The following is a 15871-nucleotide window of genomic DNA, read 5'->3' as shown; positions in this document are numbered from 1 at the left end:
CATCCGCCAAGTCGTCGGCTGAAAATTGTTGAATCTTTACCTTACTGGTCCGTACCGGAGCCCGCGGCGGCGTTGTCGGCGGCCGCCCGCAGCTGCCGCAGGTGCTCGTCGAGGTCGCGCCCGTCGGCGTTGGCGTTGTGGACCGACCAGCGCACCACGCCGTCCCGGTCGACGATGTACGACGAGCGTCGGGCCGCACCGGAGCGCTCGTCGAACACGTCGTACGCCTTCGCCGTCGCGCCGTGGGGCCAGAAGTCCGAGAGGAGCGGGAAGTTGAGCCCGTCCTCGTCGGCGAACTGCCGCAGCGCGTAGCGCGGGTCGCAGGAGATGGCGAGCACCTCGGTGTCGAAGGTCAGGAACTCGTCGAGCCGGTCCCGGATGCCGGTCATCTCCCCCGTGCAGACGCCCGAGAAGGCGAACGGGAAGAAGAAGATCGCCACCGCCTTGGAGCCGCGGTACGACGAGAGCGTCACGTCCTGACCGAACTGGTCGCGGAGGGCGAAGTCGGGCGCCGCCCCTCCGATCTGCAGTCCGCTCACTTGCCGCCTTCCTGTGGTGGCGTGTCGATGCCCGTCGCGTTCGTTGCTGCCTCGGGGGCAGCGGGGTCGTCGGCCCGCCAGTTGGCCAGTTCCCGCTTCAGGACCTTGCCGGTGGCGTTGCGCGGCAGCTCACTGAGCAGCACGATCTCCCTCGGCACCTTGAAGCGTGCCAGATTCTGCCGCACCCACTCCTTGAGCTCGTCCTCGGTGCACTCCTCGGTCACCACCACGAACGCTCTCAACCGTTTCCCGAACTCGGCGTCCTCCACACCCACCGCGGCGGCGTCGGCGACCTTGGGGTGCCTGACGAGGCAGTCCTCGACCTCACGCGGGAAGACGTTCTCGCCGCCGGAGACGATCATCTCGTCGTCGCGGCCCTCGACGTACAGCCTCCCGTCGGCGCCGAAGCGGCCGACGTCGCCGGTGGACATCAGCCCGTCGACGACCTCCTTGCCACCGCCGCCGGTGTAGCCCTCCATCAGGATGCTGTTGCCGACGAAGATCCTGCCCGGCTCGCCGGCGGGCAGCTCGCGGCCGTCGGCGTCGAGGATGCGTACGACGGTGCCCCACGGCGGCTTGCCCGCGGACGTCGGCGCCTCGCGGAGGTCCTCGGGCGTCGCGATCGACGCGTAGGCGACCTCGGTGGAGCCGTAGATGTTGTAGAGGTGGTCGCCGAAGCGGTCCATCCAGGCGACGGCCAGGTCGCCGGGCAGCGCCGAGCCGGAGGAGGCCACGACCTTCACCGAGGAGAGGTCGTACGCCGCGAGCGTCTCCTCGGGCAGGGCCAGGACGCGTTGCAGCATGACCGGGATGACGACCATCGAGTCGCACCGCTCCCGGGTGGCCGTCTCGAGCGCGTCGACGGGGTCGAACCGCCGGCGCAGGACCATGGTCGAGCCGAGGAGCATCGAGAGCAGCAGGTGGGCGATGCCCCAGGTGTGGAACAGCGGCGCGGCGATCTGGGTGCGCCAGCCCTCGTGCAGGGGCATCCGGGAGAGCAGCGCGATGGCGGAGTCGATCCCGGCGTCGGTACGCGGGGCGCCCTTCGGCGTACCGGTCGTGCCGGAGGTGAGGATGATGACCCGCCCGTGCCGGGGCGGCGGCGCGAGGTCGCTGGTGTCGCCCTCGGCTGCGAGGCAGTCCACGGTGTCGGCGGCCACGTCGGTCTCGGTCCACGCCACGATCCGGTGCACCCGGTGGTCGACCTCGTCGAGCCCGCCGAGCATGCCGGTGAACTCCTCGTCGTGGATGAGGACAGACGGGCGCTCCCGGCCCAGCACGTCGACGAGCTGCGGCCCGGCGAACGCGGTGTTGAGGTAGAGCGCGTCGGCGCCGAGCTTCGCCACGGCGATGGTCGCCTCGACGAAGCCGCGGTGGTTGCGGCACATGATCGCCACACCGTCGCCGGCGCGTACGCCGCGGGCGGCCAGCGCGCGGGCGAGCGCGTTCGATCGCCGCTGCAGGTCGGCGTACGTCAGGGTGCCGAGCTCGTCGACGACGCCCACCCGGTCCGGCTCGCGTACGGCGACCCCGGCGAACCCGCCCGCGGGACCGAGCCCCCACTCGTACAGGGTCCTGCCGAGGCGCGCGAGCGTCAGCGGCGAGTACGGCTTCACGATGCCGGAGTCCGCCAGGACCTTGAGGCCACTGCCGGTGGCGAGGGCCTTGTCGAGGAGCGACATCACACGGGCGTCTTGGGCGCCACGAGCCTCGTCGCCATCCAGTCCTTGCTCACCGCCGCGGTGGTGGTCTGGCTGAGACCGGCGATCGGTGCCGCCTCGGCGATGTCGGCGGGGTCGACCGCGCTGGGCCGGCCGACCTTCGGGGTCAGCAGCCAGATCGCGCCACCGCCGACGAGGTCGGTGAGCGCGTCGACGAGCCCGTCGACGAGATCGCCGTCGTCGTCGCGCCACCACAGGATGACCGCGTCGACGACGTTGCCGTAGTCGCCGTCGACCAGGTCGGCGTCGATGGCGTCCTCGATGGCGACCCGGAGCTCGTCATCCGTGTCGTTGTCCCAGCCCAGCTCCTGGATGACCATGCCGGGCTTGAAACCCAGCCGGTCCGCAGGCCCAGTGGCCGCGGTCGAGCTCACGCGTCGTCCTCCAGTCTTGCGTCCACGCCTCTTACGCGGACTTTAGGTGCTGAGTAGTCCAGCGGAGAACCCGCTGGCCGCGCAACCCTGTCGGCCGCGGTGTGTCGCCCGTCCCACCCGTCGGGCGGGCGGCGTACGACCGCGTATCCGGCTACCGACGAGTAGCGGGCCACCCCGTCGCGGCGCCCGATCGGGCGTGCGACGATGGTGGGGTGACCGATGAATCCACCACCACTTCGGGCACGGGAGCGGCGACCCCGTCCCAGCCCACTGTGATCCACGAGGGCCTGCCGACCCAGCTCCCCGACATCGACCCGGAGGAGACCCAGGAGTGGCTCGGCTCGTTCGACGCGCTGATCGACGCCAACGGTCGTGAGCGCGCCCGCTACGTCATGCTGCGCCTGCTCGAGCGCGCGCGTGAGATGAACGTCGGCGTGCCCGCGCTGCGGAGCACCGACTACATCAACTCGATCCCGCCCGAGCGCGAGCCGTGGTTCCCTGGCGACGAGGACATCGAGCGCCGGATCAGGGCGTTCATCCGCTGGAACGCCGCGGTCATGGTCTCCAGCGCCAACCGCAAGGGCCTCGAGGTCGGCGGTCACATCGCGACGTACCAGTCGTCGGCCAGCCTCTACGAGGTCGGGTTCAACCACTTCTTCCGCGGCAAGGACCACCCCGGCGGCGGCGACCAGGTCTACATCCAGGGTCACGCCTCCCCCGGCATCTACGCGCGCGCGTTCCTCGAGGGCCGGCTGACCGAGGAGCAGCTCTTCCACTTCCGCCAGGAGGTCCAGCACGGCCTGCACCAGGGCCTGTCGTCGTACCCGCACCCGCGGCTCATGCCCGACTTCTGGGAGTTCCCGACCGTCTCGATGGGGCTCACCGGGATCAACTCGATCTATCAGGCCCGGTTCAACCGCTACCTCGCCAACCGCGGCATCAAGGACACCAGCCAGCAGCACGTCTGGGCGTTCCTCGGCGACGGCGAGATGGCCGAGCCCGAGTCGCTGGGCGCGATCCGCGTGGCCGCCCGCGAGGAACTCGACAACCTCACCTGGGTCATCAACTGCAACCTGCAGCAGCTCGACGGGCCGGTCACCGGCAACGGCAAGATCATCCAGGAGCTCGAGGCCAACTTCCGCGGCGCCGGATGGAACGTCATCAAGGTCATCTGGGGCCGCGAGTGGGACCAGCTGCTGGCGCGCGACGTCGACGGCGTACTCGTCAACAAGATGAACACCACGCCCGACGGCCAGTTCCAGACCTACTCCGTCGAGACCGGTGACTACATCCGGGAGAACTTCTTCGGCGGCGACCCCCGGCTGCGGAAGATGGTCGAGCAGATGAGCGACGAGCAGATCCGCAAGCTGCCGCGCGGCGGCCACGACTACCGGAAGGTGTACGCCGCCTTCGACGCGGCCACCAAGCACGTCGGCCAGCCGACGGTGATCCTCGCCCACACCATCAAGGGGTGGACGATCGACGCCCTCGAGGGCAGGAACGCCACCCACCAGATGAAGAAGCTGACGATGGCGGACCTCAAGAAGTTCCGCGACCGTCTCTACCTCCCGATCTCCGACAAGGAGCTCGAGGACACCTACGAGCGCACCGGCGCCGCGCCGTTCTTCAACCCGGGCGAGAGCTCGCCGGAGATCCAGTACATGAAGGAGCGCCGCTCGCAGCTCGGTGGCCCGATCCCGCAGCGGACGGTGCGCAGCAAGCCGCTGACCCTGCCCGGCGACGACGTCTACAAGGAGCTCAAGCAGGGCTCGGGCAAGAACCGCGTCGCCACCACGATGGCGACCGTCCGCCTCCTGCGCGACTGGATGAGGGACCCCGAGATCGGGAAGCGGATCGTGCCGATCGCCCCGGACGAGTACCGCACCTTCGGGATGGACTCGATGTTCCCCTCCGCCAAGGTCTACAACCCGGGCGGCCAGCAGTACGAGCCGGTCGACCGCAAGTTGTTGCTCTCCTACAAGGAGGCGACGAACGGCCAGCTGCTCCACGAGGGCATCTCCGAGGCCGGCGCGCTCGCCTCGGCTACGGCCGCCGGCACGGCGTACGCCACGCACGGTGAGCCGATGATCCCGTTCTACATCTTCTACTCGATGTTCGGCTTCCAGCGGACGGGCGACTCGATCTGGGCGATGAGCGACCAGATGGGCCGCGGCTTCCTCGTCGGCGCCACGGCGGGGCGTACGACGCTGACCGGCGAGGGTCTGCAGCACGCCGACGGCCACAGCCCCCTGCTGGCTGCGAGCAATCCAGCGGTCGTCCACTACGACCCGGCGTTCGCCTACGAGATCAGCCACATCATGCAGTCCGGGCTGGAGCGGATGTACGGCTCGTCCGAGGAGCACCCGCACGGCGAGGACGTGATCTTCTACCTGACGGTCTACAACGAGCCCGTCATCCAGCCGGCCGAGCCCGAGGGCGTCGACGTCGAGGGCATCCTGCGCGGCATGCACCAGGTCTCGCGCGCCGAGGGCGAGGGCCCGCGGGTCCGCCTGCTCGCCTCCGGCGTCGGATTCCCGTGGGTCGAGGAGGCGCAGCGGCTGCTCCGCGACGAGTGGGGCGTCCAGGCCGACACCTGGTCGGTCACCTCGTGGAACGAGCTGGCCCGCGACGCGATCGAGACCGAGAAGTGGGCGCTCAACCACCCGGGTGAGACGCCGCGTACGCCGTACGTCACCGAGAAGCTGGGCGGCTCGACCGGCCCGGTCGTCGCCGTCTCCGACTACATGCGCGCGGTGCCCCTGCAGATCGCCCGCTGGGTCCCGGAGGACTACCGCGTGCTCGGTGCCGACGGCTACGGCTTCGCCGACACCCGCCCGGCAGCCCGCCGGTTCTTCCAGATCGACGCGCAGTCGGTCGTCGTCCAGGCGCTCCAGGCGCTCGCCGACGCCGGCGAGATCGACCCGAGCGTGGTCGAGAAGGCATTCGCGGCCTACCGCATCGACGACCCGACCGCCGTCGCAGGCGTCAAGCAGGAGGGCGGCGACGCCTGACCCGGCGGGTCAGGCCGTCTCGCTCGACCGCACCGACTCGAGCGGCGGCACCCCTCCGCCGGTCTTCAGCAGCCTCCGCCACCGCGCCCGGGAGTACGTCGCCGGGCGGGTGGTGGAGACGAAGTCGTCGAGCAGCTCGACGAACCGGTCGGGACAGTCCTTGTGCGGGAAGTGACCGGCGCCGGGTACGACGGTGACCCGCGCCTTCGGCGCGACGACCGCCGCGGTCCTCGCGTGGCTGGCCGGGATCACCCGATCGTCCTCGCCCCACACCACTGCGAGCGGCATCGACTCGGTGAGGTAGGCGCGGTCGCGCATCGTGACGACCTGCCCGCGCCAGTCGATGACGGCTGAGACGAGGTGGTGGATCGCCGCCCGCTTCTCCGGGTCCTTGAGCGAGTCGAAGATCTTGGCGACCTCATCGAGGTCGTGGGTCGCGGCGCCGCCGTACGGCCGGATCGCGTTGAGCATCGCGACCGTCGCGTGCCGGATCCCGGGGAGCGTGAGCAGGCCAGTGAGCTGCTCGAAGAGCGGCAGCCCCATCGCCTTGATCAGCACCGTGACCTCCGGGCCGAGGCCACCGGGGTCGACGAGCACGAGCCGCTCCGTCCGCTCGGGGAACTGGTAGGCGAACTGCATCGCCACGCCGCCGCCGAAGCTGTGGCCGATGACCGTCACCTTGTCGATGCCGAGCACGGTGAGCAGGTCGCGCATCCCGTTGGCGTAGCCACCCAGCGTGTAGTCCGCCCTCGGCTTGTCGGACTCACCGTGGCCGAGGAAGTCGGGCGCGACGACGGTGTACTTCTCCGCCAGCTTCGGCAGGATCGGGTCCCAGTCGTGGTGGTCGCAGGCCAGTCCGTGCAGGAGCAGCAGCACCGGCGCCGTACCGACCTTCCGGCCGGCCAGGACATAGGCCCGCCTGTGGCCGTGGATCGTCTGGAACCGCGTCGCGAACTCGTCCCGTGCCATCGGTGGCCCCCTCCTTCCTCGCTGTCGGTGACGGCGACGTGAAGCCTCCGAGATGGATGGACGTCCACGTACCGACAGGTCAACGATTCAAGCAGAGGCGACATTCCACGTCACCCATCTGCAACGCCGCGTCACCGAATAGTGGGAGGATCAGGGGGTGACACCCAGGTCCACCGCGGCCACGCGCCGCCGCACCGCGAAGGTGCTGCAGCGGGCGACCGGTCGGCTCGCGACCGCCGCCACGGCGCGGATGGACAGCGACATGCCGTGGTTCCGCGACCTCTCCGCGCAGGACCGCTCCTGGGTCGGGATGATCGTGCAGGCCGGCATCCGCGAGTTCCTCGAGTGGTATGCCGCCGGCGCCGACTCCAGCTCGGCGAAGCCCGACCTCGCGGCCTCGATGTTCGGCGAAGCCCCGCGCGCGCTGACGGGTGTCATCACGCTGCGCCAGACCGTCGACCTGATCAGGCTCTCCATCGAGGTGGTCGAGGCGAACGTCGACGACCTGGTGGACGCCGCCGACGCGCACGATGTCCACGACGCGATCAGCCGGTACGCCCGCGAGATCGCCTTCGCCAGCGCGGAGGTCTACGCGCGGGCCGCCGAGCAGCGCGGTGCGTGGGACGCCCGGCTCGAGGCGCTCGTCGTCGACGCCGTCCTGCGCGCGGAGACCGACGAGGCGGTGCTCTCCCGAGCCAGCGCCCTCGGCTGGGACGCCGCCCAGCCGCTCAGCGTCGTCCTCGGCGCGACCTCGGCCCGGCCGGCCGACGCCGCCGCGCTCGACTCGCTCTTCGAGGAGGTACGCCGCCGGGCCCGCACCCAGGGGCTGGAGGCCCTCTGCGCGGTCCAGGGCGACCGGCTCGTCGTACTCCTCGGCGGGGTGAAGGACGCCCGCGACGCGGCCGCCGCGATCGCCGACCTGTTCGGCAACGGCCCGGTGGTCGCCGGGCCGGTCGCCGACGGGCTCGCCGACGCGCAGCGCTCCGCCCGGGCGGCCCTCGCGTCGTACCGCGCGGCGCCCGGCTGGCCGGAGGCGCCGCGCCCCGCCCTGAGCCAGGAGTTCCTGCCCGAGCGCGTGCTCGCCGGCGACGGCCACGCCCGCCGGCACCTGGTCGAGGAGGTCTACCGGCCACTCGTCGACGCGCGCAGCACCCTGATCGAGACGCTCGCGGCGTACTTCGCCTCCGGCGGGTCGCTCGAGGCGACCGGGCGGGCGCTGTTCGTCCACACCAACACCGTGCGCTACCGGCTGCGGCAGGTGGCCGAGCTGACCGGCTACTCCCCTGCTGACCCACGCGACGCGCTGGCCCTGCGGATCGCCCTCATTCTCGGTCGGCAGTCCACGCGTGCGTTGTAGGAACCCTACAAGCTCGGCGGAGGCAGATTCGTCGGTGCCGATGGTGAATCCCGACCGCGGACCGGGCACTGTGTGAGGGTGCTCGTCATCGTCGCCCCCGGACAGGGAGCCCAGACCCCCGGATTCCTCTCTCCCTGGCTCGAGGATCCCGACTTCGCGGCCCGGATGGAGTGGCTCTCCACCGTCGCGGGCGTCGACCTGGTCCACTACGGCTCCGAGGCCGACGCGGACGCCATCCGCGCCACGGAGGTTGCGCAGCCGCTGCTGGTGGCGACCGGGCTGGTCGCCGCGCTCGAGCTCTTCCCGCACCCCGCTGACGCGTTCTCGCAGATCGGCGCCGTCGCCGGCCACAGCGTCGGCGAGCTCACCGCCGCCGCGGGCGCCCGCGCGATCAGCGCCGAGCAGGCGATGGTGCTCGTCCGCGAGCGCGGCAAGGCCATGGCGAAGGCGTCCGCCGTGACCCCCACCGGCATGACAGCAGTCCTCGGCGGGGACCGCGACGAGGTGCTCGCCGCGATCGAGCGCCACGGCCTGACCCCCGCCAACGACAACGGCCCCGGCCAGATCGTCGCCGCCGGCACCCTCGAGCAGCTCGAGGCGTTCGCCGGCGACCCCCCGACCAAGGCCCGGCTGATCCCGCTGAGCGTCGCCGGTGCCTTCCACACCGACCACATGGCGCCCGCGGTCGGCCACCTCACCAGGCTCGCCCGCAGCGTCTCGGTCCACGACCCGCGTACGCCGATCATCTCCAACAAGGACGGCCGCGTCGTCCACGACGGCCGCGACGTGCTGGCCCGCATCGTCGGCCAGATCGCCAGCCCCGTGCGCTGGGACCTCTGCCTGGAGACCATGGCAGACCTCGGCGTCACCGGCATCCTCGAGATGCCTCCTGCCGGCACCCTGACCGGCATCGCACAGCGCCAGATTCGTGGGGGTGCGCTCAAGGGTGTCGAGACGTTCGCCCTGAAGACCCCCGACCAGCTCGACGACGCCCGCGCGTTCTGCGAGAAGCACGGCGAGGCGAGCCTGATCGACACCTCGCCGACGTGGCGGATGGTCGTCTCCCCCGCGAAGGGCACCTTCCGCCTCTCCCACGAGGTCCTCGACCTCGCGGTCCTCCCCAGCGGCGCCGAGATCGGCGACGTCGCCAGCCTCCGCGACACCATCAAGGTGACCGCCGCCCACGGCGGGCAGGTCGTCGAGTGGCTCGTCGAGGACGGCGATCTCGTCTCCCCCGGTCAGCCGCTGCTCCGTCTCCACCCCGAGGGAGCCTTCTGATGGCCACGATCACCGACGCCACCGGCGCCCGGCACGCCCGCATCCTCGGGGTGGGCGGCTACCGCCCGTCCAGGGTCGTCCCCAACGCGGAGATCGTCGACGCGATCGACTCCAGCGACGAGTGGATCCGGACCCGCTCCGGCATCGTCGAGCGGCGCTGGGCGACGCCCGAGGAGACCGTGCAGATGATGTCCGTCGCCGCCTCCCGCAAGGCGCTCGACCGGGCCGGCATCGACGCCAAGCAGGTCGACTGCGTCATCGTCTCGACGGTCAGCCACCTGATGCAGACGCCGTCGGTGGCGGCGACGATCGCCGACGAGCTCGGCACCGAGCACGCCGCCGCCTTCGACATCTCGGCGGCCTGCGCCGGCTTCTGCCACGGCATCTCGATGGCGGCCGACTTCATCCGTGGCGGCAGCGCCCGCCACGTGCTGGTCATCGGCGTGGAGCGACTCTCCGACCTGACCGACGTCCACGACCGGGGCACGGCGTTCATCTTCGCCGACGGCGCAGGCGCGGCCGTCGTCGGGCCGAGCGACGCCCCCGGCATCGGCCCCGTGGTCTGGGGCTCCGAGGGCGACCGGGCTGACCTCATCACCTCGAAGACCGACTGGCCGACCGCGATGGAGACCGGCGAGACGCCGTACCTCGCCATGAACGGCAACCCGGTCTTCCGGTGGGCCTCCTTCGCGATGGCGAAGATCGGCCAGGAGGCGCTCGACCGGGCCGGCATCACCGCCGACGAGCTCGACTGCTTCGTCCCGCACCAGGCGAACATGCGCATCATCGACGCGCTCGCCCGCAGCATGAAGCTGCCCGAGTCGGTCAAGATCGCGCGTGACATCGCCGAGATGGGGAACACCTCGGCGGCTTCCATCCCGCTCGCCCTCGACCGGATGATCGAGGAGGGCCAGGCGACCTCAGGCGAGACGGCCCTGTTCATCGCCTTCGGCGCCGGGCTGGTCTACGCCGCCCAGGTCGTCGTCGTCCCGTGACCACACCCCGACTGTTCAGCCACACCACCACATCCGAGAGGAATCAGATGGCCACCACCGAAGAGATCCGCGCCGACCTCGCCGACATCGTCAACGAGGTCGCCGGCATCGACGTCGACGACGTCCAGCTCGACAAGTCGTTCGTCGACGACCTGGACGTCGACTCGCTGTCGATGGTCGAGGTCGTCGTCGCCGCCGAGGAGAAGTTCGGCGTCTCGATCCCCGACGAAGAGGTCAAGAACCTCAAGACCGTCGGCGACGCGGTCGCGTTCATCGAGCGCGCCCAGGCCTGACCACCGCCTGACCTGTCCCACCCCACCACCCCAGGGGAGAGCCACACCATGAGCCGTACACGTGTCGTCGTCACCGGAATGGGCACCACCAATCCGGTAGGCGGAGACGTCCCGAGCACCTGGGACGCCCTAATCGCGGGGCGCTCCGGGATCCGCACCCTCACCGACGACTGGGTCGGAGACATGCCGGTCAAGATCGCCGGCCGGGTCGCCGTCGAGCCGTCGGAGGTCCTCGACCGGGTCAAGGCGCGCCGCCTCGACCGGTCGGCGCAGTTCGCGATGATCGCCGCCGCCGAGGCCTGGCAGGACGCCGGCCTCAGCGGCACGGTGACCGAGAGCGGGCTGGACGGCGACCGTGTCGGCGTGGCCGTGGCCTCCGGGATCGGCGGGGTCACCACGCTCCTCGACAACTACGACACCCTGCTCGCGAAGGGACCACGCCGGGTCAGCCCGCTCGCCGTCCCGATGCTGATGCCCAACGCCCCGGCCGCCAACATCAGCCTCGCGTACGGCGCCCGGGCCGCCGCCCAGACGCCGGTGTCGGCGTGCGCGTCGGGCAACGAGGCGATCGCCCTCGCTGCCGACCAGATCCGGCTCGACCGCGCCGACCTGGTCCTCGCCGGGGGCACCGAGGCGGCCATCCACCCACTGCCGATCGCGGCGTTCGCCAACATGATGGCGCTCTCGAAGAACGCCGGCGACCCGACGACCGTCAGCCGACCGTGGGACACCGGCCGTGACGGGTTCGTGCTCGGCGAGGGCGCCGGCGTACTCGTCCTGGAGTCGCTGGAGCACGCCCAGGCGCGCGGTGCGCGGATCTACGCCGAGCTGCTCGGGGCCGGCATCACCGCCGACTCCCACGACATCGCGCAGCCCGACCCTGCGGGCCGGGGCGGCAGCCGGGCGATCCTCAGGGCCCTGGCCGACGGCGACATCGACCCGGCGACCATCGCCCACGTCAACGCCCACGCGACCTCGACGCCGCAGGGCGACATCGCCGAGGGCCTGATGCTGCACGCGACGCTGGGCAGCCACGTCTCGGAGGTCGTCGTGACCAGCACGAAGTCGATGACCGGGCATCTCCTCGGCGGCGCCGGTGCGCTCGAGTCGATCGCGACGATCCTGGCGATCCAGCACCGCCAGTCGCCGCCGACGATCAACCTCGACAACCTCGATCCCGCGGTCGACCTCGACATCGCGACCAAGCCGCGCGACCTCCCGGTCGGCGACATCGCCGCGCTCAACAACTCCTTCGGCTTCGGCGGCGCCAACGTCGCGGTCGCGTTCGGGAGCATCTGACCCACGCCCACCGGAGTCGGGCGCCTCCCGCTGCGCTCCTCCGTCCACGACCAGCGGGCATCTGCGGAGAAATGACAGTCACAGCATCCAAGCCGGCCAAGCTCCCCCGGGAGCAGGATCCGCGCAACCCGGTCACCAGGCTCACCGCGCTCCTCGACGAGGGCAGCCTCGAGCTGATCTCGCCCGACGACGACTCCGGGATGCTGGCCGGCGTCGGGACGGTCGACGGCACGCGGGTCGTGGCGTTCTGCTCCGACGCGACCGTCATGGGCGGCGCGATGGGCGACCAGGGCTGCCGGGTGGTCGTCGACGCCTACCACCGGGCGATGACCGACGGCGCCCCGATCATCGGGCTGTGGCACTCCGGCGGCGCCCGTCTCGCCGAGGGCGTCCTGTCGCTGCACGCCGTCGGCCGGATCTTCCAGGCCATGACCCAGGCGTCCGGGAAGATCCCGCAGATCTCGGTCGTCCTCGGCCCGGCGGCCGGCGGCGCGGCCTACGGCCCAGCGCTCACCGACGTCGTGATCCTCGGGCCGGAGGGCCGGATCTTCGTGACCGGCCCCGACGTCGTACGGTCAGTGACCGGCGAGGACGTCGACATGCTCCGCCTCGGCGGGCCCGAGCCGCACGGCCGACGCTCCGGCGTCGTCCACATCCTCGCCGAGACCGAGCGGGACGCGCTCGACCGGGCGCGCGCGGTGACCTCGCTGCTCGGCGCGCAGGGCGGGCTCGACCTCGACGCCGTCGAGGACGAGGACCTGTCCCAGCACCTGCCGGAGTCCAAGAAGCGGGCCTACGACGTACACCCGCTCGTCGAGGGACTGCTCGACGCGGGCACGACCCAGGAGCTCCACGCCCGCTGGGCTCCCAACATCGTCACCGCCCTCGGTCGGTTCGGCGGACGCACCGTCGGCGTCGTCGCCAACAACCCGCTGCGCCTCGGCGGCTGCCTCGACTCGCTGTCGGCCGAGAAGGCGTCCCGCTTCGTGCGGCTCTGCGACTCGCTCGGCGTGCCCCTCATCGTGCTCGTCGACGTCCCCGGCTACCTGCCCGGCGTCGGCCAGGAGTGGGACGGCGTCGTACGCCGCGGCGCCAAGCTGCTCCACGCCTTCGGCGAGTGTGTCGTCCCGCGGGTCACGCTGGTCACCAGGAAGACGTACGGCGGCGCCTACATCGCGATGAACGCCCGCTCACTCGGTGCCACCAAGGTGTTCGCGTGGCCGGGCGCCGAGGTCGCGGTCATGGGCGCCGTGGCCGCCATCCGCATCCTCCACCGCCGCAAGCTCGCCGAGGTCTCCCCGGACATCCGCCCGCAGGTGGAGGCCGAGCTCGCCGCGGAGCACGAGCGCATCGCCGGCGGGGTCGACAAGGCCGTGGAGATCGGGGTGGTCGACGAGGTCGTCGAGCCCACCCGGACGCGGTCCGCCATCGCCGCCGCGATCGAGGACGCGATCCAGACCTACGGCGTACGCCGCGGGAACCACGGCAACATCCCGCTCTGAGCCTGAGCCGCGCGGCTCCGCCGGCCCCGGCGCCCGGGCCGTTGCGGCCTGTGACCGTAACCACACCGGCCCTCCTCCGTTGGACCACGTGACGCAGGTCACGCACACGGGAGGCTTCATGTTCGGTGTCCAGAAGACAGGCGTGTACGGCGCGGTCGTCGTGCTCGGGCTCGTCGGAGGACTCCTCGACCCGATCATCGGAGACTCCGGCAGCTCCTCCGATTCCAGCCGACCGACGGCGGCGCAGTGGAAGAAGATGGGCTCCACCCACTCGAAGTGGAAGCGCGTCCTCCGCAAGGGCTGCCACAGCTACCGCTACAGCTACACCGTGAAGCCGCGCACCGACGACTGGAGCCTGGAGACGTTCCTCATCGGGCCCCGAGGTGGTCGGATCGGCTCCGATGTGATCCTCTCCGGCGCAGACCCGAAGAGCGGCACGAAGAACTGGCGGATCTGCCGCAGCAACACCGTGCCGGGCAAGTTCACCATCAAGGGGAAGCTCACCTACAAGGACTACCCCGACGAGTACTCCGGCTGGATCACGACCAGCCACTTCCGACTGGTCAGGCCCTGATCGTCCCCATGAACGACAGCGGCCCCGGAGCGTCGATGCTCCGGGGCCGCTGTCCGTCTCGACTCAGACGACCTGGTGCAGCCAGCGGACGGGGGCACCCTCACCCGCGTGGCGGAAGGTCTCGAGCTCGTCGTCCCACGGCTTGCCGAGAAGCTTGTCGATCTCGACGTTGAGGGTGGTCTCCCCCAGCGCCGCCTTGACGACCGCTGCCTTGAGGCGGTCCTCCGGGATCATGATGTCCCCGTGGAGCCCGGTGACGGCGTGGAAGACGCCGAGCTCGGGGGTGTAGGAGAAGCGCGCGCCCTCCGACCCGGAGGTGGGCTCCTCGGTGATCTCGAAGCGCAGGTGGTTCCAGCCCTTGAGCGCGGACGCGACAGCGGCGGCCGAGCCCACGGCCCCGGTCCAGGAGAGCTCGGCACGGTAGGTGCCTGCCTGGGCCGGCTGCGGGGTCCAGTCGAGGTTGACGGCAACACCGAGCACACCGCCGACGGCCCACTCCACGTGCGGGCAGAGCGCCGAGGGCGCCGAATGCACGTAGAGCACGCCCCTCGTCGCGGTGCGGGTGGCGCTGCGTGTGTTCATCTGTGCGGTCACCGTTGGTCTCCTTCGTTCCGGCGCGAGCGACGCCTTCCCCAGCGGGCTCGGTTTGGAACGCGTGAAGGCCGATGGCGAATCACACGAATGTAGTTGTCGTTGCCATTGTGACGCATGTGAGCCGTGAGCACCAGTCATCCGCCACAACTCGGACGCGTCGAGCCCGGACGTCAGCTCTCGAGCCGCTTCTCCAGGTCGGCGGCTCGCGTCTGGGCGTCGGTGATCTCCTCGGCGTCGATCGCGTGGGTGCGGTGGAACCACGTGAGGGCGTCGGAAGGCCTCCCGGCGGCCTCGAGCGTGTCGGCGTACGCGTAACGGAGGCGTACGACCCAGGGTGCCCGGCTCTTGTTGTGCAGCGGCGCCTGCTCGAGGATCCGCAACGCGGCGTCGAACTGACCCATGTCACGGCGCGCCCCGGCCTCGACGATCGTCATCTCGGCCTTCGCCTCAGGGGCGAAGTTCGCGACCGACGGGCTGTGCGCGAGCTTGATCGCCTGCTCCGGCTGTCCGAGGGCCCGGTGGCAGTCCGCCATGATCGGAAGGTACGCCGTCGCGCCGTTCATCCGCTTGGCAGCCCGCAGCTCGGCCAGGGCCTCGGCGTAGTGGCCGGCGGCGTACGCCGCCTCGCCGACCGCCTCGCGGATCACGGCGAGCCGCTGGGTCCGCGCCTTCGCGGCCTTCGCGTGCTGGTAGGCCAGCTCGGGGTTGTCATCGATGTACATCGACGCCGCGACCAGGTGACGCGCCACCCGGTTGGCGAGCTTCTCCGGCAGGCCCCGCAGCTGCGCGGCGATCGAGCGGTCGAGCTCCTTGCCGGTGATCTCCGGCGGCAGGTCGGGGCCGTCGTACGCCCTCTGGTCGGCGGTGCGCTCCGGCTTCTCGACCGGTTGATTCCGCGGACGCTGCCCCCGCGCGTCGTACGGCCGCTTGCCGCCCCCGCGTCGGTCACCGGACGTCGCGTCGGTGCGCTTGCCGCCCCGCCCGCCGCGGTCTGCGCCGGGACGGGACCCGCCACGCTTCGGCGCGCCGGCCCCCTTGGCATCGTCCCGCCGCTGTCCCTGTCGGCCGGTGCCGGACCGGGATCCCTGGGGACGTCCCCCACGTCCGGCGGGCCTGCCGGCCCGATTGTTGCGGCGTTCCTCAGCCACGCCTTCCATCCTCACTGGCCGCATCGCGCGACCGACGGACTACATCTGTTGGTAAATACAGTAGAGGCCACCCGAAGGTGGCCTCTACCAAAAGTATGTCCGGCGGCGTCCTACTCTCCCACAGCCTCGCGGTTGCAGTACCATCGGCGCTGAAAGGCTTAACTTCCGGGTTCGGGATGGGACCGGGTGTTTCCCTTTCGCTATGGCCGCCGTAACT

At 71.0% G+C, this 15871-nt stretch carries 14 protein-coding genes and 1 rRNA gene; 8 read left to right on the top strand and 7 right to left on the bottom strand.

All coding sequences use genetic code 11. The annotated features are described in order from the left end of the window. Positions 1-41: 41 nt before the first annotated feature. The 3 genes from ABLE53_RS10695 to ABLE53_RS10685 are packed head-to-tail and all read right to left on the bottom strand — an operon-like array spanning position 42 to position 2634. Entirely contained in the window at positions 42-539 is a 498-nt protein-coding gene (locus ABLE53_RS10695) for a peroxiredoxin (RefSeq protein ID WP_348858880.1), read from the bottom strand. Continuing rightward, positions 536-2221 (bottom strand): AMP-binding protein, encoded by a 1686-nt coding sequence (locus tag ABLE53_RS10690; RefSeq protein WP_348858879.1) that lies wholly within the window; start codon positions 2219-2221, stop codon positions 536-538. Before ABLE53_RS10690 ends, ABLE53_RS10695 begins: the two co-directional genes overlap by 4 nt. Then, complete coding sequence (locus tag ABLE53_RS10685) at positions 2221-2634, bottom strand: DUF3052 domain-containing protein (RefSeq protein WP_348858878.1); 414 nt, start codon at positions 2632-2634, stop codon at positions 2221-2223. Before ABLE53_RS10685 ends, ABLE53_RS10690 begins: the two co-directional genes overlap by 1 nt. A gap of 212 nt (positions 2635-2846) precedes the next feature. On the opposite strand from ABLE53_RS10685, the gene aceE reads away from it, so the two are divergent. Further along, on the top strand, positions 2847-5645 hold the full coding sequence (gene aceE / locus ABLE53_RS10680) for a pyruvate dehydrogenase (acetyl-transferring), homodimeric type (RefSeq protein WP_348858877.1): 2799 nt from the start codon (positions 2847-2849) through the stop codon (positions 5643-5645). Between the two features lie 9 nt (positions 5646-5654). Here aceE and ABLE53_RS10675 read toward each other — a convergent pair whose 3' ends face one another. Further along, a complete protein-coding gene (locus ABLE53_RS10675; protein ID WP_348858876.1) occupies positions 5655-6614 on the bottom strand; it encodes an alpha/beta fold hydrolase in 960 nt (319 codons plus the stop codon). A gap of 157 nt (positions 6615-6771) precedes the next feature. On the opposite strand from ABLE53_RS10675, the gene ABLE53_RS10670 reads away from it, so the two are divergent. The 7 genes from ABLE53_RS10670 (at position 6772) to ABLE53_RS10640 (ending at position 13912) form a co-directional block, all read left to right on the top strand. Continuing rightward, entirely contained in the window at positions 6772-7971 is a 1200-nt protein-coding gene (locus tag ABLE53_RS10670) for a PucR family transcriptional regulator (RefSeq protein WP_348858875.1), read from the top strand. A gap of 78 nt (positions 7972-8049) precedes the next feature. Then, a complete protein-coding gene (locus ABLE53_RS10665) occupies positions 8050-9249 on the top strand; it encodes an acyltransferase domain-containing protein (RefSeq protein ID WP_348858874.1) in 1200 nt (399 codons plus the stop codon). Beyond that, complete coding sequence (locus tag ABLE53_RS10660; RefSeq protein WP_348858873.1) at positions 9249-10244, top strand: beta-ketoacyl-ACP synthase III; 996 nt, start codon at positions 9249-9251, stop codon at positions 10242-10244. Before ABLE53_RS10665 ends, ABLE53_RS10660 begins: the two co-directional genes overlap by 1 nt. A 47-nt stretch (positions 10245-10291) precedes the next feature. Further along, the gene (locus ABLE53_RS10655) at positions 10292-10537 is read left to right on the top strand and encodes an acyl carrier protein (protein WP_348858872.1); all 246 of its coding nucleotides are present in this window, start codon (positions 10292-10294) and stop codon (positions 10535-10537) included. Positions 10538-10585: 48 nt separating this feature from the next. Then, positions 10586-11836 (top strand): beta-ketoacyl-[acyl-carrier-protein] synthase family protein, encoded by a 1251-nt coding sequence (locus tag ABLE53_RS10650; protein ID WP_348858871.1) that lies wholly within the window; start codon positions 10586-10588, stop codon positions 11834-11836. A gap of 71 nt (positions 11837-11907) precedes the next feature. Continuing rightward, the gene (locus tag ABLE53_RS10645; RefSeq protein WP_348858870.1) at positions 11908-13338 is read left to right on the top strand and encodes an acyl-CoA carboxylase subunit beta; all 1431 of its coding nucleotides are present in this window, start codon (positions 11908-11910) and stop codon (positions 13336-13338) included. Positions 13339-13426: 88 nt separating this feature from the next. Beyond that, positions 13427-13912, top strand: coding sequence for a hypothetical protein (locus ABLE53_RS10640; RefSeq protein ID WP_348858869.1), 486 nt, complete (start codon positions 13427-13429; stop codon positions 13910-13912). 63 nt (positions 13913-13975) lie between these two features. On the opposite strand, the gene ABLE53_RS10635 is transcribed toward ABLE53_RS10640, so the two are convergent. From ABLE53_RS10635 to rrf, 3 genes are all read right to left on the bottom strand, one after another. Then, complete coding sequence (locus tag ABLE53_RS10635; RefSeq protein ID WP_348859779.1) at positions 13976-14494, bottom strand: DUF3145 domain-containing protein; 519 nt, start codon at positions 14492-14494, stop codon at positions 13976-13978. 182 nt (positions 14495-14676) lie between these two features. Next, on the bottom strand, positions 14677-15654 hold the full coding sequence (locus ABLE53_RS10630; RefSeq protein ID WP_348858868.1) for a tetratricopeptide repeat protein: 978 nt from the start codon (positions 15652-15654) through the stop codon (positions 14677-14679). A gap of 97 nt (positions 15655-15751) precedes the next feature. Beyond that, a 5S ribosomal RNA gene (gene rrf, locus ABLE53_RS10625) occupies positions 15752-15868 on the bottom strand. Positions 15869-15871 lie beyond the last annotated feature (3 nt).

This window comes from Nocardioides asiaticus, from assembly GCF_040049175.1.
Taxonomy (GTDB): domain Bacteria; phylum Actinomycetota; class Actinomycetes; order Propionibacteriales; family Nocardioidaceae; genus Nocardioides; species Nocardioides cheoyonin.
The sequence above is the reverse complement of the archived record's forward strand: the minus strand, read 5'-3'. Positions and strand labels throughout refer to the sequence as shown.

Bases quoted from the DNA above. Each gene is read 5' to 3' on its own strand.
- ABLE53_RS10675 (WP_348858876.1), bottom strand. From the start codon at position 6,614: ATGGCACGGGACGAGTTCGCGACGCGGTTCCAGACGATCCACGGCCAC.
- ABLE53_RS10645 (WP_348858870.1), top strand. From the start codon at position 11,908: ATGACAGTCACAGCATCCAAGCCGGCCAAGCTCCCCCGGGAGCAGGAT.
- ABLE53_RS10650 (WP_348858871.1), top strand. From the start codon at position 10,586: ATGAGCCGTACACGTGTCGTCGTCACCGGAATGGGCACCACCAATCCG.
- ABLE53_RS10660 (WP_348858873.1), top strand. From the start codon at position 9,249: ATGGCCACGATCACCGACGCCACCGGCGCCCGGCACGCCCGCATCCTC.
- ABLE53_RS10655 (WP_348858872.1), top strand. From the start codon at position 10,292: ATGGCCACCACCGAAGAGATCCGCGCCGACCTCGCCGACATCGTCAAC.
- ABLE53_RS10635 (WP_348859779.1), bottom strand. From the start codon at position 14,494: ATGAACACACGCAGCGCCACCCGCACCGCGACGAGGGGCGTGCTCTAC.
- ABLE53_RS10690 (WP_348858879.1), bottom strand. From the start codon at position 2,221: ATGTCGCTCCTCGACAAGGCCCTCGCCACCGGCAGTGGCCTCAAGGTC.